Origin of the sequence: Pseudomonas sp. LB-090624, assembly GCF_003205205.1 — a bacterium.
Classification (GTDB): Bacteria; Pseudomonadota; Gammaproteobacteria; order Pseudomonadales; family Pseudomonadaceae; genus Aquipseudomonas.
Genome location: NZ_QJRL01000002.1, coordinates 67,205 through 92,121 on the forward strand (window position 1 = coordinate 67,205; position 24,917 = coordinate 92,121).

Annotated in this window: 18 protein-coding genes; 12 read left to right on the plus strand and 6 right to left on the minus strand. The window is 63.3% G+C overall.

Going from position 1 to position 24,917, the window contains the following annotated elements; all coding sequences use genetic code 11:
• Window positions 1-64 precede the first annotated feature (64 nt).
• Both DMX11_RS02275 and DMX11_RS02280 read left to right on the plus strand, forming a co-directional pair.
• Entirely contained in the window at window positions 65-1,417 is a 1,353-nt protein-coding gene (locus tag DMX11_RS02275; RefSeq protein ID WP_003253832.1) for a GntP family permease, read from the plus strand.
• 84 nt (window positions 1,418-1,501) lie between these two features.
• Window positions 1,502-1,807, plus strand: coding sequence for a hypothetical protein (locus DMX11_RS02280; RefSeq protein ID WP_110743011.1), 306 nt, complete (start codon window positions 1,502-1,504; stop codon window positions 1,805-1,807).
• A gap of 19 nt (window positions 1,808-1,826) precedes the next feature.
• Here DMX11_RS02280 and DMX11_RS02285 read toward each other — a convergent pair whose 3' ends face one another.
• From DMX11_RS02285 to DMX11_RS02300, 4 genes are all read right to left on the minus strand, one after another.
• Window positions 1,827-3,254, minus strand: coding sequence for a sigma-54 dependent transcriptional regulator (locus DMX11_RS02285; protein WP_110743012.1), 1,428 nt, complete (start codon window positions 3,252-3,254; stop codon window positions 1,827-1,829).
• Complete coding sequence (locus DMX11_RS02290) at window positions 3,223-4,716, minus strand: HAMP domain-containing sensor histidine kinase (protein WP_110743013.1); 1,494 nt, start codon at window positions 4,714-4,716, stop codon at window positions 3,223-3,225. The genes DMX11_RS02285 and DMX11_RS02290 overlap by 32 nt, the downstream gene beginning before the upstream one ends.
• A gap of 297 nt (window positions 4,717-5,013) precedes the next feature.
• Entirely contained in the window at window positions 5,014-6,474 is a 1,461-nt protein-coding gene (locus tag DMX11_RS02295) for a HAMP domain-containing sensor histidine kinase (RefSeq protein ID WP_110743014.1), read from the minus strand.
• A 123-nt stretch (window positions 6,475-6,597) separates the two neighbouring features.
• The gene (locus DMX11_RS02300) at window positions 6,598-7,191 is read right to left on the minus strand and encodes a lytic transglycosylase domain-containing protein (RefSeq protein ID WP_110743015.1); all 594 of its coding nucleotides are present in this window, start codon (window positions 7,189-7,191) and stop codon (window positions 6,598-6,600) included.
• A 185-nt stretch (window positions 7,192-7,376) separates the two neighbouring features.
• Here DMX11_RS02300 and gspG point away from each other — a divergent pair, with 185 nt between their 5' ends.
• The 7 genes from gspG (at window position 7,377) to DMX11_RS02335 (ending at window position 18,031) form a co-directional block, all read left to right on the plus strand.
• Window positions 7,377-7,802 (plus strand): type II secretion system major pseudopilin GspG, encoded by a 426-nt coding sequence (gene gspG / locus DMX11_RS02305; protein ID WP_110743299.1) that lies wholly within the window; start codon window positions 7,377-7,379, stop codon window positions 7,800-7,802.
• An 11-nt stretch (window positions 7,803-7,813) separates the two neighbouring features.
• A complete protein-coding gene (locus tag DMX11_RS02310) occupies window positions 7,814-9,004 on the plus strand; it encodes a type II secretion system F family protein (protein WP_110743016.1) in 1,191 nt (396 codons plus the stop codon).
• A gap of 204 nt (window positions 9,005-9,208) precedes the next feature.
• Entirely contained in the window at window positions 9,209-10,450 is a 1,242-nt protein-coding gene (mexE, locus tag DMX11_RS02315; RefSeq protein ID WP_110743017.1) for a multidrug efflux RND transporter periplasmic adaptor subunit MexE, read from the plus strand.
• Between the two features lie 12 nt (window positions 10,451-10,462).
• Window positions 10,463-13,642: an efflux RND transporter permease subunit gene (locus DMX11_RS02320; RefSeq protein WP_110743018.1), complete on the plus strand. Its 3,180-nt coding sequence runs from the start codon at window positions 10,463-10,465 to the stop codon at window positions 13,640-13,642.
• Complete coding sequence (locus DMX11_RS02325; RefSeq protein ID WP_110743019.1) at window positions 13,639-15,054, plus strand: efflux transporter outer membrane subunit; 1,416 nt, start codon at window positions 13,639-13,641, stop codon at window positions 15,052-15,054. Before DMX11_RS02320 ends, DMX11_RS02325 begins: the two co-directional genes overlap by 4 nt.
• Window positions 15,055-15,280: 226 nt before the next feature.
• Complete coding sequence (locus DMX11_RS02330) at window positions 15,281-16,336, plus strand: HEAT repeat domain-containing protein (RefSeq protein ID WP_110743020.1); 1,056 nt, start codon at window positions 15,281-15,283, stop codon at window positions 16,334-16,336.
• A gap of 78 nt (window positions 16,337-16,414) precedes the next feature.
• Window positions 16,415-18,031 (plus strand): response regulator, encoded by a 1,617-nt coding sequence (locus DMX11_RS02335; RefSeq protein ID WP_110743021.1) that lies wholly within the window; start codon window positions 16,415-16,417, stop codon window positions 18,029-18,031.
• Between the two features lie 6 nt (window positions 18,032-18,037).
• Here DMX11_RS02335 and DMX11_RS02340 read toward each other — a convergent pair whose 3' ends face one another.
• Window positions 18,038-20,026 (minus strand): ATP-binding protein, encoded by a 1,989-nt coding sequence (locus DMX11_RS02340; RefSeq protein WP_256590490.1) that lies wholly within the window; start codon window positions 20,024-20,026, stop codon window positions 18,038-18,040.
• A gap of 273 nt (window positions 20,027-20,299) precedes the next feature.
• Between DMX11_RS02340 and DMX11_RS02345 the strand changes: the two genes are divergently transcribed.
• On the plus strand, window positions 20,300-20,986 hold the full coding sequence (locus DMX11_RS02345) for a type 1 glutamine amidotransferase domain-containing protein (RefSeq protein ID WP_110743023.1): 687 nt from the start codon (window positions 20,300-20,302) through the stop codon (window positions 20,984-20,986).
• 131 nt (window positions 20,987-21,117) lie between these two features.
• On the plus strand, window positions 21,118-21,924 hold the full coding sequence (locus DMX11_RS02350; RefSeq protein WP_110743024.1) for a CSS-motif domain-containing protein: 807 nt from the start codon (window positions 21,118-21,120) through the stop codon (window positions 21,922-21,924).
• Window positions 21,925-21,946: 22 nt separating this feature from the next.
• Here DMX11_RS02350 and hppD read toward each other — a convergent pair whose 3' ends face one another.
• Window positions 21,947-23,023 (minus strand): 4-hydroxyphenylpyruvate dioxygenase, encoded by a 1,077-nt coding sequence (hppD, locus tag DMX11_RS02355; protein ID WP_110743025.1) that lies wholly within the window; start codon window positions 23,021-23,023, stop codon window positions 21,947-21,949.
• A 300-nt stretch (window positions 23,024-23,323) separates the two neighbouring features.
• Here hppD and DMX11_RS02360 point away from each other — a divergent pair, with 300 nt between their 5' ends.
• The gene (locus tag DMX11_RS02360; RefSeq protein WP_110743026.1) at window positions 23,324-24,910 is read left to right on the plus strand and encodes an EAL domain-containing protein; all 1,587 of its coding nucleotides are present in this window, start codon (window positions 23,324-23,326) and stop codon (window positions 24,908-24,910) included.
• Window positions 24,911-24,917: the final 7 nt, after the last annotated feature.

Genomic DNA, 24,917 nt, shown 5'->3' on the forward strand with positions numbered 1-24,917 from the left:
CGAACGCGGGCAAAGTTCCACATAGCTCCGCCCAAAACAACGATAAGACCGAGGCCTTCAAACCATGTTCGGACTGGCTACTGATACCTTCCTGCTGCTCGACGCGCTGGTTACCATCGTCGGGCTGATCTTGCTGATCACCCATTTCAAAGTGCACCCCTTCGTTGCCCTCACCCTCGCGGCCGGTTTCCTGGGCCTGACTTCCGGCATGCCGGTGGCCAAGGTAATGAAATCGTTCCAGGACGGGTTTGGCGGCGTGCTTGGCTTTGTCGGCATCGTGCTCGCCCTGGGCACCATGCTTGGCAAACTGATGGCTGATTCCGGCGGTGCCGACCAGATCGCGCAAACCCTGATCCGCGCCTTCGGCAAGAAGAACGTGCATTGGGCGATGATGTTCGCCGCCTTCCTGGTGGGCATCCCGCTATTCTTCGAAATTGGCTTCGTTCTGTTGATTCCACTGGTGTTCATCGTTGCCCGGCGCTCCGGGGTGTCGCTGGTGAAGATAGGCATTCCGCTGCTGGCCGGCCTGTCGGTGGTACACGGCCTGGTGCCACCCCACCCAGGCCCCCTGCTGGCGATCGGCATTTTCCACGCCGACATCGGCAAGACCATCTTCTACGGCCTGATCGTTGCGCTGCCTACCGCGATCATTGCCGGTCCGCTGTTCGGGAACTTCATCTCCCGCTATATCCCGGGCAACCCGTCCCAGGAACTGATGGACCAGATCGCCAAGGAATCCGATCAGGGCAACCTGCCGAGCTTCAGCATCACCCTGATCACGGTGCTGCTGCCGGTGGCGTTGATGCTGCTGAAAACCTTTGCCGACGTGGTGCTGCCTGCCGAGCATATCGTGCGCCAGTGGATGGACCTGATCGGCCACCCGATCACCGCCCTGCTCGCCGCCCTGCTGCTGGCCTTCTATACCTTTGGCTCCGCTCGCGGCTTCAACCGCCAGCAGATCATGAAAATGCTCGACCAGAGCCTGGCGCCTACCGCCGCCATCGTCCTGATCGTCGGTGCCGGTGGCGGTTTCAAGCAGATGCTGGTCGACACCGGGGTGGGCAATGTGATCGGGCAGATGGCCGTGCAGGCTGAAATTTCGCCGATCATGCTGGCCTGGCTGGTGGCGGCGGTGATCCGCATCGCCACCGGCTCTGCCACGGTCGCCACCATTACCGGCGCGGGCATCGTCGCCCCGGTGATCGACCTGGTACCGGGGGTGAACCGGGAGCTGCTGGTGCTGGCCACCGGTGCCGGCTCGCTGATCCTGTCGCATGTGAACGACGCCGGCTTCTGGCTGGTCAAGCAGTACTTCAACATGACCGTGGCGGAAACCTTCAAAACCTGGAGCATGATGGAGACCATTCTTTCCATCGTCGGGATCATCTTCATCATGCTGCTATCGCTGGTGGTGTAACCGTTGATCGGGGTAATGGCACCATGACGTTCCGGCTAGGGCCGAAGGGAAATATGAGTCCTGACCGAAGCAAAGGAGCTTGCCATGCCCCGTTCCAGCATCCTGCTGATCGCCCTCCTCGCCTCGCCGTTGGCGCTGGCCGTCGGCACCGGCCCGACCTACCCCGACGACCCGCATAGCTCCGCGCCGCAACCTGGCGCGGATAGCACCCTCAACCCCATCGAAAAACCCATGCCGCGGGATACCGACCCGCGCATAAAGGGTAACGACCCGGACAGCCCACCTGCGGAGCAGACTGACGACCGCGATTTGCCCGGGATGGGCGGCAGTGGCTCGGAGGGGGCTCAGGGCCAAGGTGACACCGGCACGAACACGGGTAACCGCCCCTGAAGCCATCGTTGCTGCCCAGTCACCACTGGCGCTTGTCAGGCCGGGTGAGGCCCAGTTTCTCGATCCGGTACCGCAGCATGTCCCGTGACAGCCCGAGCATGCGCGCCGACTTGGTCACGTTCCAGTCGGTGCGGTCGAGGGTCTTGCACACCAGGTCGCGTTCCATGTCCGGCAGGCTGGTACCGGGCTCCGGTTCATGCCGGGGCATTTCGAACATGGCCGGTGCCGGTTGCTGCACAAAAGGCTCATCAACCAAGGCCATACACAGGTTGAGCTGATGCGCCTGCACCACCTCGTTGGGCGCCAGCAGCACTGTCTGCTCCAGCATGTTGCGCAGCTCGCGCACATTGCCAGGCCAGCTGTAACCGAGCATCAGGCTTTCCGCCTCGGCAGAAAAGCGCAGGTTGGGCTTGCCATAACGCCGGCCATGGTGGGCCAGGAAGTGACGCGCCAGCAGCAGTATGTCCTGCCCTCGCGCAGACAGGCGTGGCACTTTCACAGCAATGATGCGCAGGCGGAAAAACAGGTCGCGGCGGAACTTGCCCTGCTGCACCATCTGCTCCAGGTTGCAGTTGGTGGCGCTGATCACCCGCAGGTCGACCTTGCGCTCCTTCACCGCGCCAATCCGGCGGATGCTGCGGTCTTCCAGCAGCTTCAGCAGCTTCGCCTGCAGCACCAGGTCCATCTCGCCGATCTCGTCGAGGAACAGGGTGCCACCATCGGCAGCCTCTACCAGCCCGACCCGGCGCTCCTTGGCATCGGTGAACGCGCCCTTCTCATGGCCGAACAATTCGGCTTCCAGCAGGTTGGCAGGGATCGAGGCGCAGTTGAACTCGATGAACGGCCCCTTGCTGCGCGAGCCATCAAAATGCAGCGCGCGCGCCACCAGCTCCTTGCCAGTGCCGGTTTCGCCTTCGACCAGCACTGGTGGCAAGTCGTCGCTGGCCATCCGCCGCTCGGCATCGAGCACCTGGCGCAGGGTGTGCTTGAGGGTAAGCATGGTGGGCGACTCGCCGATCATTGCCTGTAGCCCGGACTTTTGCGCTTCGCGCTCCTGGTAGAACGACAACGTGCGCTCCAGGCGCTCGGTAGCCAAGGCCTTGTCCAGGGTGAGCTTGAGCTCGGCCAGCACCACCGGCTTGGTCAGGTAGTGGAAGGCCCCCTCCTTCATGGCTTGCACGGCATCTTCGACATTGCCGTAGCCGGTCATCATGATCACTTTCAGGTCCGGCGCCTGGACAACCAGGTTGCGCAGCAGGTCGTGCCCGCTCATGCCCGGCAGCGAGTTGTCGGTCAGCACCGCGTCGGGCTGGACCCGGCTGATTTGCTCCAGGGCAAGCTCCGCGCTGTGGCACACGGTGACCTCGTAGCCCTTGAGGCTCAGGTAGGTGCGAATGTTGTCGGCGAGGATTTCATCATCCTCGACTACCAGGATGTTGTGCTCCATAGACCCCTCCCGCTTCGATATTGAATGTAAGGCTGACGCGGGTTCCTTCCTCTTCGCGGCTGCTCAGGCTGACCGAGCCGCCAAAACGTTCCATGATGCGCTTGACCAGGGCCAGGCCGACACCAAGGCCGCCCTGCTTGGTGGTGAAGAATGGCTTGAATACCTTCTGTTCCTGCTGCTTGCTCATGCCCTTGCCAGTGTCGGTGAGCACGAACTCGGCGCGCAGGCCCTCCTGCACGATGACCTGGGCATTGAGCATGCCGCCGGCGGGCATGGCCTCCAGGGCATTGGCGAACAGGCTGTTGAGAATCTGGGTAAGCTGCAGCGGCTGGCTGGCCACCCACTGCACGTCCGGCCCTTCGAAATGGAAGCGCACGCCGTTGCGCTCGATCTGCTGGGCGAAGGCCAGGTGGGTATCCTCGATGGCCGCCACCAGGTCCACTGGCTCGGGTTCGTCGCTGCTGGGGCGCAACGACACCAACAGGTCGCGCACCCAGCGTGACATACGGTCGACCTGACTGATGATGTCGCTGATGTTCTTCTGCGCGGCGGGGTTGGCGATGTCCTGGGCCAGTTCGGCACTGGAGCGGATGTTGGCCAGCGGGTTGCGCAAACTGTGGGCCACCGCCGACGACATTTCGCCCAACGCCACGTAGGTTTCGCTGGCCACCAGCCGGTCCTGCTGCAGGCGCAGCATCTGCGCCGCCCGGCGCACGATCCAGAACAGCCCGAAGTAGATCAACGCGCCACCCACCAGGGTCGAGGCCCAGATCAGCACATAGCCGCGCTGAATGCGCCGAATCAGGTCCTGCGGCTCCTTGTAGATTTCCACCATGGCCAGCACCTGCTCGCCCTGGCTGTCGAACAGCGGGATGTAGTTCTCGATGAACAGATAGCGTGGATGACGCTGAAACTTCTGTTCCTCGCGGTCTTCCTCGGCCTTGTGATAGCTGGCCGATACAGCCTTGCGCGAGCGGAAGGCGCGGTCGAGGTCGTCATCGGCATCAATGCGCTTGCCGATCAGTTCGGAATTGGTGGACCAGACGATGGTGCGGTCGCGGGCGTAGACATTGGCCAGCAAGGTGTCCGGCAGGTGCTCGACATGGTCGAGGAACTCTATCCGCGTAGATTCAGCCAGTGCCGGGCTGAACTGCAGGTGCTGCAGGTCCAGGCGCGGGTCGAGCAATTCGCCCATGGTGGTACCTGGCGGCAACTGCGAATGGCGCACCTCGGCCTGGGCCATGGCCTGGATGAACTGTGCGGTGAGCATTGCATCCCGCTGAACGCTGTCACGGACCACGAATCGAGTCGAGACATACCCCAGTCCACCCGCGACCGAGGCGATGATCAACAAGCTGATGACCGAAAACCAGCGCAACAGGTTGAATTCATGCAGGGGGAGAGCGAGACCGCTGGCGGTCGCACTGGCCTTGTCGGGCGCTTCGTTTTCCAGCATCTGCATCGCGTGGTTCCCGCGCAGGGCGTCCGTTCAGAAATGCATCGACCCGGGCATGGCGCCGTTGGATGACATTCCACCTCGGCAGCCATGGCTGGCTGCCATTTGTCACGTGTGGTGCTCCACAGATACGAAGCAAAAACCCAGCCAATCGATTAAACAAAATATATATTTATATATATCAATCATTTACTGAACATACTTCATCCCAAATAGCGGATATCCCCCCACTATTGGGTACCTTTTACCCATGTTAATCAAATCGTTTCATATCAATAACTTATGAGCACAAGTGAAATTAGATTACGAGCTTTCTGCCAGGCGAAAAATCAGCGAAACCCGCGTGCCATGGCCTTCACTGCTGCTAAGCCGAACTGTACCGCCGAATCTCTCCATGATGCGCTTCACCAGCACCAGCCCCACCCCCAGCCCACCTTGTTTGGTGGTGAAGAACGGCCGGAAAGCCATACGCAGTTGTTCTTCGTTCATGCCCTTGCCATTGTCGGACAAACGCAAGATCAGGCTGCGCCGTTTCTGCCGCACGACCTCGATGCGCAGTCGGCCACCTTGTTCCATCGATTCCAGGGCATTGGCGATCAGGCTGCTGAACACCTGGCGCAGGAGCGCAGGGTGCCCTAGCACCTGCACGGCCGGTAACGGTTGCAAGTCCAGGGTCACCCCGCCGCGCGCCAGCGGCACCGCGTAGGTTTGCAGGCTTTCCTGCACCGCCTGCGACAGGTCCACTGCCACCGCCTCATCGTTCAGCGGGCGCAGGGACTGCAGCATCTGGCGGATCCACTGCGACATGCGATCGACCTGGCTGATGATGTCATTGACCTGGCGTTGCGCCGGGCCTTCGTCAAATGCCTGGGCCAGCTCTGCACTGGAGCGGATGCTGGCCAGCGGGTTGCGCAGGCTATGGGCCACCGCGGATGACACTTCGCCCAGTGCCACGTAGGTTTCACTGTTGATCAGGCGCTTCTGCTGCACCGCCAGCAACCGGGCGGCGCGGTGCATGATGCCGTAGAGGCCGACATACACCAGCGCGGCGCCCACGGTGATCGCCAGCCAGATCAGGATCAGGCCGTGCTCGATGCGCACGATCAGGTCATGGGGCTCCTTGTAGATTTCGACCATGGCCGTGACCTGCTCACCATCGGCATCGAACAGCGGAATGTAGTTCTCGATGAACAACTGCTCGGGTGGGGTCACGAACTTCTGCTCGGAGCGGGCCTGCTCGAAGTTGTGGTAGCTGGCCGACACCCGCATCTTGTACTGGAACGCCCGGTCCAGGTCGTCGTCGCCCTCGATCAGCCTGCCGATCAACGCCGGGTTGCTGGACCAGATCACCGTGCGGTCCGGGGCGTAGATGTTGGCCAGCAGCATGTCGGGCAGGTGGGCGATGTGGTCGAGAAACTCACCGCGGGCCTTGCGCCGGGCATCCGGGTCGACATCAGGGAGGTTGGCGCGATCGGTGCGCGGGTCCAGTAGCTCGCCCATGGTGCGCACGTTGGGGATAGACACATGGCGTACTTCGGCATCGGCAATGGAGGTGATGAATTGCGCGGTGAGCAAGGCGTCGCGTTCGACGCTTTCGTCGATGATGAAGCGGCTGGAAATCAGCCCCAGCCCCGCAGCTACCGACAGGATGATCGCCAGGCTGACCCAGGCGTACCAGCGCAGCAGGTTGAACGGCTTGCGCGGGGCGGCCAGCTCGCTACCGGCAGGCACTTCAATGGCGTCGGAACGAGGGGCGAGGTCCATGATGGACTCCACTGCTGGGCACCTTCAGATGGTTATAGCCCAGAGTTGGGGAAACCATAGTGCTAAATTGATAGCATCCGCCGAAGGGTCATTCCTGTCGTGAGCGCGGCCATGGGGTGTCGCTTACAACGGCGAATCATCCGCCAGCCCTTGCAACTTGCGATACTCCCGCAACACCGTGGGCACATAACGCCGGGTTTCGGCGAACGGTGGTACCGCGCCGCGCCGCAGCACGGCATCCGGGCCGGCGTTATACGCCGCCACCGCCAGGGTGATGTCATTGTCGAAAAGCTTGAGCATCTGCTTGATGTAGCGTGCCCCGCCCTGCACGTTGTCTTCCGGGTCCAGGCGGTCTTCCACGCCCATTTCGCGCGCGGTATCCGGCATCAGCTGCATCAGCCCCACTGCCCCCGCCCGGGAACGCGCCTTGGGGTTGTAGCCGGACTCAGCCTTGATCAGCGCATGGAGCAGCGCCGGCGGTACATTGTGGATGCGGGCCGCCGTGGCGACCACTTCGGCGTACGGGCGCCCGGTGATCATCTGCGCCTTGGCCGGACCGACCTGGGCCAGCGGTTCGCTGATCACCTTCTCGTAGTGGCGCCCGGGTCGATGGACGTTGGTCAATACGTAGCCGCCCTTGGCATCGATGGAGATGTACATATCGGCCTGGGCAGCACCTGCCGCCAGCCAGAACAAGCCAAGGATGAGTCCACGCATGTCGGCCGCCTCTTCGTCGTGGCCCCCGATGTGGGGGAAATCCCCCGGAAAACCCGAGGACACAGACCACGACGCAAGCACTGTGCCGCTTCCTGTGCCGCATGGCGCAAGGCCCCGAGGCAGACGTGCACGGCTGTTGCATGCTGCCTGGCAACCTGTGTTCCCATGCAGTGGAGGGCTTCACCATGCAGCGCAGATCCAACCCACAACGTGGCTTCACCCTGCTTGAACTGTTGGTGGTACTGGTGGTGCTCGGCCTGCTGGCCGGCATCGTCGCGCCCAAGTATTTCAGCCAGCTGGGCCGCTCCGAGGCCAAGGTAGCGCGGGCGCAAATTGAGGGGCTGAGCAAGGCCCTGGACCTGTACCGCCTGGAGGTCGGCCACTACCCCAATAGCGAGCAAGGCTTGCAGGCTCTGGTGATTGCCCCCAATGGCGAACCTCGCTGGACCGGTCCCTACCTGCAAAAAGCCGTGCCACAAGACCCGTGGGGGCGCCCGTATATCTACCGGCAGCCTGGCGAGAACGGCGGTGAATACGACCTGCTGTCAATGGGCAAGGACGGCCAGCCGGGCGGTGACGGGGAAAATGCCGAAATCACCAGTTGGCAATAGGGAGAGCCGCCATGCGCTACAGCCTGAAGGCCCTGGGTAGGCAGGGCGTGGTGCAGTTGCAGATTGACGCCGAGGACGCTGACCAGGCGCGCCGCCTGGCCGAGGACCAAGGCCTGCGTGTACTTAGCCTGCGCGGCAACGGCGGTGCCTGGCGGGGTATGGCCTGGCGGCGCGAGGCGGCGTTCGACCTGGTCCTGTTCAGCCAGGAACTGTCTACCTTGCTCAATGCCGGCCTGCCGCTGATCGATGCATTGGAGAGCCTGGCAGAGAAGGCACCGGCGTCAGCCGCGCGCAAAGTGCTGAGCGAACTGGTACGCCAATTATACGAAGGCCGCTCGCTGTCACAGGCCTTGGGCCAACAACCCCGCGTGTTCCCGCCGCTGTACGTGGCACTGGTGCAGTCCAGCGAGCGCACCGGGGCGCTGGGGGATGCCCTGGCCCGCTACATCAGCTATCGCCAGCGCCTGGACCTGGTCCGGCAGAAGCTGGTGGGCGCTTCGGTATACCCTTTGCTGCTCTTGCTGGTAGGGGGTGGCGTGGTGCTGTTCCTGCTTGGCTACGTGGTGCCGCGGTTCAGCCAGGTATTCGAAGGCATGGGCACCGAGCTGCCCTGGCTGTCGCGGGTGCTGATGCAGATCGGCCTGTTCCTGCATGCCGAGCAGTTGCCCCTGGCGTTGGCCACTGTCGCCGGGGTGACGGCGCTGTGGCTGCTGCGCCGGCACCCCCGGGTACGGCACTGGGCATCCTGCCAGCTGCGGCGTCTGCCGGCCCTGCACCAGCGCCTGATGATGTACGAACTGGCGCGCTTCTACCGCTCGCTGGGTATCCTGCTGCAAGGTGGCATTCCCATCCTTACCGCCATGGGCATGGCCCGTGGCCTGCTCGGCAGCGCGGCAGCCCAGGGCCTGGAACAAGCCAGCCAGCGGGTCGGCGAAGGCCTGCCGCTGTCCGATGCACTGGCAGCCGGCCACCTGGTCACGCCGGTGTCACTGCGCTTGCTGCGGGCCGGCGAGCAGTCCGGAAACCTCGGTGAGATGCTGGAGCGCTGCGCCGACTTCCATGACCAGGAAATCGGCCGTTGGGTGGAATGGTTCGTCAAGTTGTTCGAGCCGTTGCTGATGACCTTCATCGGCTTGCTGATCGGCCTGATCGTGATCCTCATGTACATGCCCATCTTCGAGCTGGCCTCAAGCATTCACTGACCAGGTGACCACGTTCACCTGGCGGAGCGCCTTTGTGTCGCGACGGGCTGCTTTGCGGCCCTGAAATCCTCTACCATGCCGCCAATCGATGATGGATCCGCACATATCATTCAGCGTGATAATAACCTTCGTCCCGTTCGATTCGTGCCTCACGCGCAACACACTCACACTCCGCCCACTACTAATACATTGGCGGAGTTCTCCATGGAACAATCACTCAAACCCTTGCGCTTCCCCCTCGCTGCTTTGGCAGTGGTGGTGATCAGCGCTTGCGGTCGAACCCCCGACGCCGTGCAGGCTCCCGCCGCGCCCAAAGTCAGTGTGGCCAAGGTGATCGAGCAACCGATCAACGAATGGGACGAGTTCACCGGCCGCCTCGAAGCCCCTGAAACCGTCGAAGTGCGCCCGCGGGTCTCCGGCCAGATCGACCAGGTCGCCTTCACCGAAGGCGCCCAGGTCAAGAAAGGCGACCTGCTGTTCCAGATCGACCCGCGCCCGTTCCAGGCTGAAGTCCGCCGCCTCGAAGCCCAGCTGCAACAGGCCAAGGCCACCGCCATCCGCAGCGCCAACGAAGCCCGCCGGGGTGAGCGCCTGCGTGACAGCAACGCCATTTCCGCCGAACTGGCCGAATCGCGCAGCAGTGCCGCCGCCGAGGCCCGTGCCGGGGTGGACGCAATCCAGGCCCAACTCGACCTGGCCCGCCTCAACCTCAGCTTCACCCGTGTGACCGCGCCCATCAGTGGCCGCGTCAGCCGTGCCGAATTCACCGCCGGCAACATCGTCAGCGCCGATGTCACGCCGCTGACCAGCGTGGTCTCGACCGACAGGGTCTACGCCTACTTCGACGCCGACGAGCGCGTGTACCTCAAGTACACCCAGCTGGCCCGCGAAGGCCAGCGCGGTCAGACCACCCCGGTGTACCTGGGCCTGACCAACGAAACCGGCAACCCGCACCTGGGCCAGATGAACTTCGTCGACAACCAGGTCAACCCGCGCAACGGCACCATCCGCGGCCGTGCGGTGTTCGACAACCGCGACGGCCAGTTCACCCCGGGCCTGTACGCACGCCTGAAGCTGGTCGGCAGCGCCCAGTACGATGCCGTGCTGATCAACGACGAGGCTGTCGGCACCGACCTTGGCAAGAAGTTCGTACTGGTCATGGACAAGGACAACAAGGCCGCCTACCGCGCCGTGGAACTGGGGCCGAAGCTGGAAGGCCTGCGGATCGTGCGCAGCGGCCTGGGCAAGGAAGACCGCATCGTGGTCAAGGGCCTGCAGCGGGTACGGCCTGGCTCGCCGGTCACCCCCGAGGAAACCCCGATGGCCAGTGAGCAGACCCTCGCCGCCCTCGCCCAGCAGCGCCAGGCGCTGGAGGCCAGCACCCCGGCGCCGAAGGTGGCGGGCAACAATGTGAAAGTCGCCAGCGCCCAGGCGCCACGCGGTTAAGGGACCACACCGATGAACTTCTCTAAATTCTTCATTACCCGGCCGATCTTCGCCGCGGTGCTGTCCCTGGTACTGCTGATTGCGGGTTCTATCTCGCTGTTCCAGCTGCCGATCAGCGAATACCCCGAAGTGGTGCCGCCGACCGTGGTGGTGCGCGCCAATTTCCCAGGCGCCAACCCCAAGGTCATCGGCGAAACCGTCGCCGCCCCCCTGGAGCAAGCCATTACCGGCGTGGAGAACATGCTGTACATGTCCTCCCAGTCCACCGCTGATGGCAAGCTGACGCTGACCATCACCTTCGCCCTGGGTACCGACCTGGACAACGCGCAGGTGCAGGTGCAGAACCGCGTCACCCGCACCCAGCCCAAGCTGCCCGAGGAAGTGACCCGTATCGGTATCACCGTCGACAAGGCCTCGCCTGACCTGACCATGGTCGTGCACCTGACCTCGCCGGACAACCGCTACGACATGCTCTACCTGTCCAACTACGCCATTCTCAACATCAAGGACGAACTGGCGCGCCTCGGCGGCGTGGGCGATGTGCAACTGTTCGGCATGGGTGACTACTCGCTGCGCGTGTGGCTGGACCCGAACAAGACCGCTTCGCGCAACCTTACCGCCAGCGATGTCGTAGCCGCCATCCGGGAGCAGAACCGCCAGGTCGCCGCCGGCCAGCTCGGCGCACCGCCCGCCCCCGGTTCGACCAGCTTCCAGCTGTCGATCAATACCCAGGGGCGACTGGTCAACGAGGAAGAGTTCGAAAACATCATCATCCGTGCCGGTGCCGATGGCGAAATCACCCGCCTGAAGGACATTGCCCGGGTCGAGCTCGGCTCCAGCCAGTACGCCCTGCGCTCGCTGCTGAACAATCAGCCGGCGGTGGCCATTCCGATCTTCCAGCGCCCGGGCTCCAACGCCATCGAGATCTCCGACGAAGTGCGGGCGAAAATGGCCGAGCTGAAGAAGGACTTCCCTGAAGGCATGGACTACAGCATCGTCTATGACCCGACGGTGTTCGTCCGTGGCTCCATCGAGGCAGTGGTGCACACCCTGTTCGAAGCCTTGGTGCTGGTGGTCCTCGTGGTCATCCTGTTCCTGCAGACCTGGCGCGCTTCGATCATCCCGCTGATGGCCGTACCGGTATCGCTGATCGGTACCTTCGCTGTCATGCACCTGTTCGGCTTCTCGCTCAACGCGCTGTCGCTGTTCGGCCTGGTGCTGGCCATCGGTATCGTGGTGGACGATGCGATCGTCGTGGTGGAGAACGTCGAGCGCAACATCGGGCTGGGCCTGAAACCGCTGGAGGCGACGCAAAAGGCCATGGGTGAAGTGACCGGGCCGATCATCGCCACCGCCCTGGTACTGTGCGCCGTGTTCGTCCCTGCCGCGTTCATTTCCGGCCTGACCGGGCAGTTCTACAAGCAGTTCGCCCTGACCATCGCCATTTCCACGGTGATCTCGGCCTTCAACTCGCTCACCCTGTCGCCGGCACTGGCTGCCGTGCTGCTCAAGGACCATCACGCGCCCAAGGACCGTTTCTCGCGGTTCCTGGAAAAACTGCTGGGCAGCTGGCTGTTCAACCCGTTCAACCGCTTCTTTGACCGTGCGTCCAACCGCTACGTCGGTGGCGTGCGCCGGGTCATCCGCTCCAGTGGTATCGCCCTGTTCGTGTATGCCGGGCTGATGGGCCTGACCTACCTGGGCTTCTCGTCCACACCGACCGGCTTCGTGCCAGCGCAGGACAAGCAGTACCTGGTGGCGTTTGCCCAACTGCCGGATGCCGCCAGCCTCGACCGCACCGAGGCGGTGATCAAGCGCATGAGCGAAATCGCTCTGAAACAGCCTGGCGTGGCCGACTCGGTGGCCTTCCCTGGCCTGTCGATCAACGGGTTCACCAACAGCCCCAACAGCGGCATCGTGTTCACCCCGCTCAAGCCGTTCGACGAGCGCAAGGACCCGAGCCAGTCAGCCGCCGCCATCGCTGCCTCGCTGAACGCCCAGTTCGCCGATATCCAGGACGCCTACATCGCGATCTTCCCGCCACCGCCGGTACAAGGCCTGGGCACCATCGGCGGCTTCCGCCTGCAGATCGAAGACCGTGGCAACCTGGGCTATGAAGCGCTGTACAAGGAAACCCAGAACATCATCGCCAAGAGCCATAACGTGCCAGAGCTGGCGGGCCTGTTCACCAGCTACCAGGTCAACGTGCCGCAGGTCGATGCCGCCATCGACCGGGAAAAGGCCAAGACCCACGGCGTGGCGATCAACGATATTTTCGACACCCTGCAGGTCTACCTGGGCTCGCTGTACACCAACGATTTCAACCGCTTTGGCCGCACCTATCAGGTCAACGTCCAGGCTGAGCAGCAATTCCGCCTGGATGCCGAGCAGATCGGCCAGTTGAAGGTGCGCAACAACCTGGGCGAGATGATCCCGCTGGCGACCTTCCTCAAGGTCAGCGACACCTCCGGGCCGGACCGCGTCATGCACTACAACGGCTTCATCACCGCCGAGATCAACGGCGCTGCTGCCCCGGGCTACAGCTCCGGCCAAGCCGAAGCGGCGATCGAGAAGCTGCTGAAAGAGGAACTGCCCAACGGCATGACCTTCGAGTGGACCGACCTGACCTACCAGCAGATCCTCTCGGGCAACACCGCGCTGTTCGTGTTCCCCCTGTGCGTGCTGCTGGCCTTCCTGGTACTGGCCGCCCAGTACGAAAGCTGGAGCCTGCCACTGGCGGTGATCCTGATCGTGCCGATGACCCTGCTGTCGGCGATCACCGGGGTGATCGTGTCGGGTGGAGACAACAACATCTTCACCCAGATCGGCCTGATCGTCCTGGTCGGCCTGGCGTGCAAGAACGCCATCCTGATCGTCGAGTTCGCCAAGGATGAACAGGCCAAGGGCCTCGACCCGCTGGCGGCGGTACTGGAAGCCTGCCGCCTGCGTCTGCGGCCGATCCTGATGACCTCCATCGCCTTCATCATGGGTGTGGTGCCGCTGGTCTTCAGCTCCGGTGCAGGCTCCGAAATGCGCCACGCCATGGGTGTGGCGGTGTTCTCGGGGATGATCGGCGTGACCGTGTTCGGCCTGTTCCTGACCCCGGTGTTCTTCTTCCTGATTCGCCGTTTCGTCGAGCGTCGCCAGGCCCGCAAGGCCGCGCACGCCCAAGTGTTGGAGAACCATGCATGAACCTGCTCAAACCGCTGACCCCCAGCCTGCTGGCACTGGCCCTGGCGGCCTGTGCGGTGGGCCCGGACTACCAGGCCCCGGCCACCGAGCCTGCCCGACTGAGTAGCGACGCGCAGGCCAAGGCCTACGACCTTAGCCGTTTCGAGACCCTGTGGTGGAAGCAGTTCGACGACCCCGTGCTGAACCAGCTGGTGCAGGCGTCGCTGGACGGCAACCGTGACTTGCGCGTGGCTTTTGCCCGCCTGAAGTCGGCTCGCTCGATTCGAGAAGATGCCGAGAACGACCCGTTCCCAGTGGTTACCAGCAGGGCCAGCAGCGACATCGGCAAGGGCCAGATCCCCGGCCAGACCACCGAACGGGTCAATAGCGAGCGCTACGACCTGGGCCTGGACATGGCCTGGGAGCTTGACCTGTTCGGGCGCATTCAGCGCCAGATCGAAGCCAGCGAAGCCCAGGAAGCGGTGGCCGCCGCCGACCTGCAGCAGTTGCAAGTCAGCCTGATCGCCGAGCTGGTGGATGCTTATGGGCAGCTGCGTGGTGCGCAATTGCGCGAGAAAATCGCCCTGGCCAACCTCAAGACCCAGCAGGAATCGCGCACCATCACCGAGACCCTGCGCGATGCCGGCGTGGGCAACGACCTCGACGTGGTGCGTGCCGATGCCCGCCTGGCCGGGGTCGAAGCCACAGTGCCGCAACTGCAGGCCGAACAGGCACGAGCACGGCACCGTATCGCCACCTTGCTCGGTCAACGACCTGACGCGCTCAGCATCGACCTGTCGCCCAAAGCCTTGCCGGCCATCGCCAAAGCGTTGCCGGTAGGCGACCCGGGCGAGCTGCTGCGCCGGCGCCCGGACATCCGCAGCGCCGAACGCCAGCTGGCAGCCGCCACCGCCAACGTTGGCGTGGCCACTGCCGACCTGTTCCCCCGCGTGAGCCTCAGCGGCTTCCTCGGCTTTACTGCCGCACGGGGCTCGCAGATCGGCTCGTCGGCGGCCAATGCCTGGGCACTGGGGCCGAGCATTACCTGGGCGGCCTTCGACCTGGGTAGCGTGCGCGCCCGTTTGCGCGGGGCCAAGGCTGATGCCGAAGGGGCATTGGCCAACTACGAGCAACAGGTATTACTGGCCCTGGAAGAATCGGCCAACGCGTTCAGTGATTACGACAAAACCCAGCAGCGACTGCTCTCGCTGATGCGCCAGAGTGACGCCAGCCGCAAGGCGGCGGAGCTGGCTTCGATTCGTTATCGCGAGGGCACGGTGGACTACCTGGTGCTGCTCGATGCCGAGCGTGAGCGGCTAAGCGCCGAAGATGCGCAGGCCCAGGGCGAGGTCGAGCTGTACCGCGGCATTGTCTCGATCTACAAGGCCCTGGGTGGCGGCTGGCAACCGGAGACGGTGGCCAGCGCACCCTGATCCCACTGCTTCAACGACTCCTTTGGTTGGCTCCTCCCCCAACCGTTTGCCCCGCAGGCTCTGGTTTGCGGGGCTTTTTTATGCCTCGGCAGTTGCAGCACAGGGCAATCGCCCGCCGTGCCCGCAACGCCACCGCACAGACTCGCTGATGACAACTGGCCCCCTCGGTTGCATTTACCCCCTGCCTGCCCCAAGCTCTGCCCTTCCCGCCGCCACGGACCGCCCGATGCCCAGACGCAACCGCTACCTGATCGCCGTGCTGCTGTTGATCCTGGTATCGGCCCTGTTCGGCTACCTGTGGCGCGATGCTCCGCCCGCCCAGCCGACCTTGCCCGCGCACAGCTATGCCAAGGCCCTACGCCAGGCTCACGAGGGCCAGCCCGGCGCTGCCCGGGTGTTGTACCAGCAACTGCAACGTAACGACCTGCCCGCCATTCGTCGGGCGGCGCTGTACGCCGAGCTGCCCAACTACCCCTCGCCGCAGGCATTGAAACTCGCCCGCCAGGATCTGGAACATGCCGACCCGCTGGTGCGCCGTGCAGCCATCACCAGCATCCGCCGCCTGCTGCCGGCGGCGCAACGCAGCCTGGTGCTCGGCCCGCTGCTGGACGACGATGAGCAAAGCGTACGCTTTGGCGCAGTAGATGCCCTGCTCGGACTTGCCCCGGACGACATCGGCCTGTACTTCGGCCCGCTGCAGGCAGCACTGGAACAGTACCAGCAGGCTCTCGAGCAACAACCCGAGGATGCCGACGCCCAGGTGCACCTGGCGCGCCTGTACCTGCACGAAAGCGACTACACCCAGGCCGCTGCGGCCCTGCAGCGAGCACTGGCGGTCGCCCCCGGCAACCTTGACGCCCTGGCCACCCAGGTACGCTTGCTGGAGCGCCAGGGGCATCACGATGCCTCGCGCCAGGTCTTGGGCAAAGCCTTGGCGCTGAGCCCCGACTCCGCCTTTCTACAGTATGAACTGGGGCGCTGGCTGAACCGCCATGAGCAGCGCGAATACGCCTTGCTGGCCCTTTCCCGCGCCGTCGAGCTAGACCCTGACAACACCGACTACCGCTATACACTGGCGCTCACCCTGCATGACCTGGACCAACTCGATGCCGCCCAGAAACAGCTGGAAACCGTGCTCAACCGGCAGCCGGCCAATCGCCGGGCGCGGGTATTGCTGATCCAGTACTGGAAAGAGTCTGGCCAATTACAGAACGTACAGGTGCTACTCGCCGAGCTGGAGCGGCAGAACCCTGACGACCCCGTGCTGCAACAGGGCTTGTAGGCATTCCCTGAACATTGTTGAACCCCGGGTCTACGCCAGGGTCCAGTGGTTATCAGCCCACCTTGCAGGAGAGTCGTTGTGGCGAGTTCGTTGGCGCTGGATGAACGTGCCTTGATCCTGGCACCCCCGCAGTTAGCTGCGGAGACCTCGCGTCTGCTCGCCTTGGCCGGCATCGATAGCCTGTGCGCGGTCGACTTGGACAACCTGCAGGCGCGCCTGAGCGAGGGCGCGGGGCTGGCGATCATTGCCGAGCAGGTCTTCCACCAGGGCCCCAGCGCGTTGCTGCAGGCATTCATCGATCAGCAGCCGAACTGGTCGGATCTACCGATCGTGCTGCTCACCCAAGGTGCCTGGTCGGCGGCTAGCGCCAGTAATCACCCGGTCGGCAACCTGGTATTGCTGGTCGCACCCTTTGAAAACGCCCAGCTGTTGCACATGACCCGATCCGCCCTGCGCAACCGCCGCAGGCAGTACCGGGCGCGTGATCAGCTCCACTGCTTGCAGCAGCGCCTGGACGCCCAGCTTCCACAGCCCTGCGAGGAGCAGGAGCGCAGGGTGTTCGCCGCCCATCAGACCCGCAAGATGGAAGCCATCGGCCAACTGGCCGGTGGGGTGGCCCATGACTTCAATAACCTGCTCACCAGCATCGGCGGCAGTTTCGAGCTGATCGAGCGACGCCTGCGTCAGGGCCGCGGTGAAGGCTTGGACGGCGTGTTGCGCATGGGTCGCGAGGCGGTGTCACGCGCCGCCCAGTTGACTCATCGCCTGCTGGCCTTCTCTTCCCGACAATCGTTGCGCAACCAGCGCATCGACCTGCGTGGTGTGCTCAAGGCCAAGCGCCTGAAGGCCAGCCTGAACCCGAGGATCACCCTGCAGGTGCAGCTCGCCAGGGGCCTGTGGCCGGTGGAAGCCGACGACCAGCAATTGCAGGAAGCCCTGGACAACCTGCTGCTCAACGCCTGCGAAGCCATGCCCAGTGGCGGCCTGCTGCGTATCGAGGCAAGCAACCAGCACATCGACAGCAGGCAATGGGCAGGGGGCGCCTTGTGCCCCGGGGACTACCTGCGCCTGAGCATCATCGACGACGGCCAAGGCATGGCCCAAAGCACACTGGAACACGCTTTCGAACCGTTCTTCAGTACCAAGGCAACGGGCCAGGGCATCGGCCTGGGTCTGTCGATGGTGTACGGTTTCAGCAAGCAGTCCCATGGGCATGTCACCCTGCGTAGCCAGATTGGCCAGGGAACGCGGGTAGACCTGTACCTGCCGCGGCATGTCGGGCAGGCTCAGGAAACCACCTTGCCGCCCTCCCCCAGACAAGCGAGCAGGGGCCATCGGGTGCTGCTGGTGGAGGACGACCCGCATGTGCGCCAGTTGCTGTGCCAGACCCTGCGCGACCATGGCTTTTCATGCCACAGCGCAGCGAATGCCAGCGACGGGCTTGCGGTGCTGCGCTCGTCGCAGCCAGTGGATCTGTTGGTCAGCGATGTCGGCTTGCCCGGCATGAACGGCCGTCAGCTGGCCGAGATCGCGCGCACGCTGCGCCCAGGCTTGCCAGTGTTGTTCATCACCGGCTACGCGGAAACCGCAATGGCCCGTGAAGGCTTTCTGGGCGCAGGCATGCACCTGATCTGCAAACCCTTCGAACTGCAACAACTGCAGGCGCAGGTGACGGAGATTCTCGGCAAGCCCTGAAGGGCGCTACTCTTCGAGCATTCGCAGCGCCTCATCGGCAAGGTCTGCCAGCGAGAAAGGCTTATTCAGCAATGCCGTGCCGGGCTGGTCGAGCAACTGCGCTTCGATCGGATGCTCGGCATACCCGGTAATGAACATGATCTTCTGCATTGGCAGTTGCATGCGCATGGCCTTGGCCACTTGCCGGCCGCTGAAGCCGCCCGGCAAGCCGATGTCGGTAATCACCAGGTCGAACGGGCCATCATGGCGGAACCGCTCCAACGCGCTATTGGCATCGCTCACGTCGACGACCTGAAAGCCGCGCTCGGTCAGGTATTCGCGCATGACAGCCCGCAGGTTGCGTTCGTCATCGACCAGCAACAATCGCTCGCCCCGGGCGGCGCGCTGCAACCGTTGCACGGGCTTTGGTTCCTCGGCCAACGGCTCGGGCCAGCGCGGGAAGAGCATGGAAACCTTGGTCCCCAGGTTCGCGGTCGATTCAATCCACACGTACCCACCCGACTGACGGACAAAGCCATACACCATCGACAAGCCCAGCCCGAAACCCCGCCCGATGGGCTTGGTGGTGAAAAATGGCTCGAACGCTCTGGCAATGTCCGCAGCCGGCATGCCGTGGCCATCATCCTCGACATGCAGGCCCAGGTAATCGCCTGGCGGCAGACCGTCCTGATCCGGAAAACTGTCGGTCAGCCGTTCATTGACCGTACGGATCGTGACATTACCGCGTTCCTGACAGGCTTCACGGGCGTTGGCACACAGGTTGATCAGCGCATTCTCAAGCTGCGGTACGTCCAGGTTCACCGCCCACGGCGCGATATCCAGCTGCCAGTGCAGACGCATTTCTGCGCCCAGCGTCTTGCACAGCAGCGGCTCGCTCAGGCGCAGCTGCCGATTGAAATCCAGCGGCTTCGGCGCGAGCGGTTGGTGGCGGGAGAACGCCAGCAAGCGATGGGTCAGCTCCATGGCCCGCAGCACCGAATCCCGGGCTACGTCCACATAGGCCTCCAACCGCTCCAGCCGCCCCTCCTGAAGGCGCCGCTGCAACAGTTCCAGGCTCCCCCCGATACCGGACAGCAGGTTGTTCATCTCATGGCCCATGCCGCCGGCCAGCTGGCCGACCACCTCCATGCGCTCATTGCTGCGCATCAGCGCCTCAGACTGACGCGCGGCCAGCTCGCGCTCATCGGTGATGTCCCGGCCAACGGCTGTCATCAGGTGCCCATCGAATCGCGCACTCCAGCTGAACCAGTGGTAATGCCCGTCGCGGTGACGCAGGCGGGTTTCGACCAGGTCGGCATCGCAGTATTGCAGCAGCCCGGAAATAGCCACGTGAACTTCCACGGCATCGGCCGGATGCACCAAGTCCAACACCGGCATCCCTTGCACCTGTGCTTCGGTCCAACCCAGGATGCGCGACCAGGCGGGGTTGACAGCCTGAACCTTCAGGTCAGCGCTGACAGTCATCATGGGATCGCGCGCCAACCGCCAGATCTGCTCGCGCTCCGCCACATGCCGCTCGATCTGCCGCTCGAAGCCTTGCACCTGTTCACGCCAGCGGTGGTGTGCCTCGACGCTGGCAGTGCTCTCGATCACCGTGTGCAAAAAACCCGCGACGCTGCCCTGCTCATCGTGCAAGGGGGCGTAGCCGAACGCGCACCAGAGCGGCTCGGCGTGCTCGCCACACGTGATGCGCAGGGGCGGGTCCTCGACGTAACTCGCACGCCCTTCGAGAGCCTGGAACACCCATGGCCCGACTGCCGACCACACGTCGCTCCACAGCGCATCGAAGGCCATCCCCAGGTCGTCCCTAGACCCGGCCCGCAGTGCCCGGTAGGCATCATTGTGGACCACGCACAGGTCGGCCCCCCAGACCACAGCGCAGGGGAACGGTGACAGGTGCATCATGTCGACGGCAATTCGCAGTGAAGCCGGCCAGCGCACCAGCGGCCCAAGTGACGTGCGTCCCCAGTCGAACTGCGCAATCCGCTCCGCCATACGCTCGCGCCCAAGTACAGCTGGCGGCGGCAAGCCGACCTGCGTCTCAGGCCCGGATGGTGTTCCATGTGCGACCAATATCGTGCTCCTGCAAGGCTCTGGGTTGGCCACGGTGCTGGCAGGCTCTCCAAGGCCTGCCCTGTGGGCCTTGTTCAAGTTAGCACAGCACGCGTTGCCATCCATGGCGGACTTGCAGCCGGCAGCTATGCTCATTAGGTTTTCCCTCGGGCCGGGAAGCAACGGCCTCTTCAGGTTGCCGACAGGAGCGTGGTCATGAGCAAGAAAATGCTGGTGGTACTGACCAATACAGCCAAGTATCCAACCCTCAAGCGGGCGACCGGATTATGGCTGGGTGAGGCCGTGCACTTTGTCGAGCAGGTCGAAGAGGCCGGCTATAGCGTCGATTATGTCAGCCCATTGGGCGGGTATGTTCCCATCGACCCGCACAGCCTGCAAATGGCACCCGACCTGGACTGGCAATGGTACGACGACAAGCAGTTCATGACGCGACTGGGTAGCACCCTCAGCCCCGGCCTGGTCAAGGCCGAGGACTACAGTGTCATCTACTACACCGGCGGGCATGGGGTGATGTATGACTTCGTCGACAATCAGCCCCTGCAGGAACTGGCGCGCAAGATCTACGAGAACAAGGGCATTGTGGCAGCGGTATGCCACGGCGTGGTCGGCTTGCTGAACATCAAGCTCAGCGATAACAGCTTGCTGCTGAAGGACCGGCAGGTGACCGGCTTTTCCAATACCGAAGAAAAATTGGTCGAGCTGGACAAGACAGTGCCATTCCTGACGGAAAACGAACTCGTTGGCCGCGGCGGAACATACAGCAAGCATGATGATCCCTGGCAGCCCTTCGTGGTTGCCGATGACCGGCTGATCACCGGGCAAAACCCCGCCTCTACATCCGCTCTGGCGAAGGCAGTGCTCGCCAGGCTCAGAGCCAGCTAATGGCCTACCCCAGATTTCCGGTTTTCCTGTAGCGCACGTTACCTTCGGCCTACAGTTGACCGGCCGTTGAACACATAGGCTCTGGGCTCGGCTGTTCACCTCGAACAGCGTTGTAGCGGAGCGATTGGCCTATGTCGAAGATTGTGCACGCCGGGCGCAGCCTGCTGGAGGTGCTGCTGCTCATGGCAGTGGGGCTGGTGCCTGTGGTGTCCGGGTTGCTGGTGATGGTTTTCCAACTGGAGTCCAAACTCGCGGAAAACGCGGCAATTTCAGTACAGGAAGCGGTCTACAGCGTCGACCAGGCATTGGACCGATTGCAGGAAGCTGCGGTGCTGGCCCTGCCACTTGCCGGCCAATCCTGCGGCACCGTCAAAAGCACCTTGCAGGACCAGGTCGCCAGCCGCTCGATGCTGAGGTCACTGACCTTGCTAGAAGACAGTCAGGCCTATTGCAGCACCACCTCGGACTCGCTGGCGCACTTGTCGTCCTTCGCCTTGTCGGGTCGGCAGGTGGAAATTTCCTATGGGCCAGCTGACAAGCGCCGCAGACTGCTGGTCAACTTCTATTTGCCTGGAAACAACCGGGGCGTCATCGCGACCGCCTACGCCTCACAGCTTCGTAACGAGCTCGACGGTTTCCAGGACGGCTTGACGCTGTTGCTGGAATTCGGCGACCGCTACATCTGGAGCGAAGGTGACAGTCGCACCGGCCAGCGCCCCTCGCACTCCGAGTTCTCGGTCAGCGCGGTATCAGCGAAATACGGATACAGGGTGAAAGGCGGCTATGCCGAAGGGTTCACCAGCCTGGAAATTCGCCAATCGATGCTGCAGACCCTGCCTTCGTTGATACTGGTGGGTATCCTGACCGGGGCCATGGTCTTCCTTGCCCTGTTCAGGGCGCGTGCCATCAGGCGCAGCAACGCCGCCGACGCGACATGACGGCGTCGGCGGCGAGAGGTCGTCAATCGGTGCTCAGCACGCCACGACGCACTTGGTCACGCTCGATGGATTCGAACAGCGCCTTGAAGTTGCCCTCACCAAAGCCGTCGTCCCCCTTGCGCTGGATGAACTCGAAGAATACCGGCCCAAGCAGGGTTTCCGAGAAAATCTGCAGCAGCAGGCGTTTGTCTCCAGGCTGCGAGGCCCCATCCAGCAGGATGCCACGCGCTTGCAGCTGGTCGACCGGTTCGCCGTGGCCTGGCAGGCGTTCTTCGAGCATTTCGTAGTAGGTTTGCGGTGGCGCAGTCATGAAGCGCATGCCAAGGCCCTTCAACGCATCCCAGGTCTTGAGCAGGTCATCGGTCAGGAAGGCGACGTGCTGAATACCCTCACCGTTGAACTGCATCAGGAACTCTTCGATCTGCCCCGCACCCTTGGACGACTCTTCGTTGAGTGGGATGCGGATCATGCCGTCCGGTGCGGTCATCGCCTTGGACGTCAGGCCGGTGTACTCACCCTTGATGTCGAAGTAGCGGATTTCACGGAAGTTGAACAGTTTTTCGTAGAAGCCGGCCCAGTAAGCCATGCGCCCGCGATAAACGTTATGGGTGAGGTGGTCGATGATCTTCAGGCCAGCACCTACCGGATTGCGGTCCACGCCTTCGATGAAATTGAAGTCGATGTCATAGATCGAGCTGCCTTCCTCGAAACGGTCGATCAGGTAAAGCGGCGCACCACCGATACCCTTGATCGCCGGCAGGCGCAGCTCCATCGGGCCGGTTTCGATTTCCACCGGCTGGGCGCCCAGCTCCAGGGCACGGGCATACGCTTCGTGGGCATTGCGCACGCGGAACGCCATGCCACATACCGACGGGCCGTGTTCGGCGGCGAAGTACGAGGCGATGCTCTTGGGTTCGTTGTTCAGGATCAGGTTGATGCCGCCCTGGCGATACAGGTGCACATCCTTGGAACGGTGGGTAGCCACCTTGGTGAAGCCAAGGATCTGGAACACTGGTTCGAGCACGCCGGGGGTCGGCGACGCCAGTTCAATGAATTCGAAGCCCATCAGGCCCATTGGATTGTCGAAGATATCAGCCATGTTCGTGTCCTCATCTGCAGCGAAAATATTATTGATTGCGTGGGATGTGGAACAGAAACGGCGGTGAGCACGGGATGCCCCGCACGCTGCGGGCGAGGAAGTCACCTATGATCAGCTTGAACCCATGGTATGTCATATGGACCCATTCTCGGCGGGCTTGATCCTTCGGAAGTGAAGAACCTTATTGTTGTATTCGTAAACGGATTCTACATTGCGTAAAATTGTTTGTCGCGGTTTAGTTGCTCGCACACAGCGACAAGCGGCTATTCTCTCGTTGTCCCTTATCGTAGCCAGGTCCGCATGCCCCTTAACGCCAAACGCCGCGCCACGCTCAGCTGGCGCACCCTGCTACCCTGGGTCGTCGGTGTGCTGCCGCTGATGTGCGGCCTGATCGTGATGAACTGGCAGGTCGAACGGGAGATGCAAACAAGCAGCCAGGCTACCGCTCGCCAGGTCGTGGCGCATGTCGAACGCATCCTCGACAGCCTTTCCAAGGCTGCCAATGTTCTGCTGCCGCTGGCCCGCAGCCCTTGCGACGAGGTGCAGCTCAGGCTGCGCGCCGAGGTGACGCGCAACGCCTTCGTGCGTTCGACCAACCTGTTCCGGGGTAACAGCCTGTATTGCACTTCCCTGTTCGGCGATTTTGACGAGCCGGTCAACCCGGCCGACTACGTCGACGGCAAGCTGTGGCTGATGGACGGCAATTCAGTCACCCCTGGGCACGCACTGCTGGTGTACCGTGCCAGCGCCGGCGACCAGGGGGCAATCAGTACGGTGGATGGCGACCACCTGCTGACAGCACTGCGCCTGATCGGCCCCGACGTTAACCTGCACATCCGCGTAGGTAACGCCTGGATGGGCAAGGATGGCATCGTCCACAAGGGCCTGCCGCCCCCCGCCGCCAATGCAAACGTGCTGCTTGGCTCGACGCGTTACCCGTTCAGCGTGCAGGGCGGCTATGACGCCAGCTACCAAGGCCAGTTGTGGCGCAGCCACTACCCTGCCCTGGTTGCCTTGCTGATTGTATTGGGCGTGGTTGCGGCCCTGGTATGCCGCTGGCAGGTTCGCCGCGCCAGCTCACCCCGTGCCGAACTGCGCCGGGCGCTGGAGGCCGATGAGTTCCTGCCGTACTTCCAGCCAGTGGTGCGCAAGGGCGATTTCCGTTGGGCCGGCGCCGAAGTGCTGATGCGCTGGAACCACCCCCAGGAAGGGCTGGTGCGCCCCGATCTGTTCATCCCTTACGCTGAACACAGCGGGCAGATTGTCGCCATGACCCGCGCCTTGATGATGCACACGGCACAGAGCCTCGCACCTTACGCCGGGCTGCTCGAGGACGGCTTCCACATAGGCGTCAACATCACCGCCGACCACTGCCGCGACCTGAACCTGCTGAATGATTGCCGTACTTTCCTGCAGCACTTCCCGCCGGGCCGGGTAGTGCTGACCTTGGAACTGACCGAGCGCAAGCTGATCGAGCCCACGCCAATAGCCCTGGAGCTGTTCGAGAAGCTCGCTGCCATGGGCGTCAAGATCGCCCTGGACGACTTCGGCACCGGCCAGTCCAGCCTCAACTACCTGCGCCAGTTCAAGGTCGACTACCTGAAGATCGATCAGAGCTTCGTGGCCATGATCGGGGCCGATGCGCTGTCTGTGCACATTCTGGAGACCATCATCGAGCTGTCCGCCAAGCTGGGCCTGGGCATCGTGGCCGAAGGCGTGGAAACCGAAGCCCAACGCGACTACCTGGCCCGCCATGAGGTGGACTTCCAGCAGGGCTACCTGTTCGCCAGGCCCATGCCCGCCGCGCAGTTTCTCGAGGCGCTGGCCGCCCGCCCAGGCGCAGCGCTGTTGCCGCAAGCCGCGCCCCCTGAGATCATGCGCGGCTGATCCACCC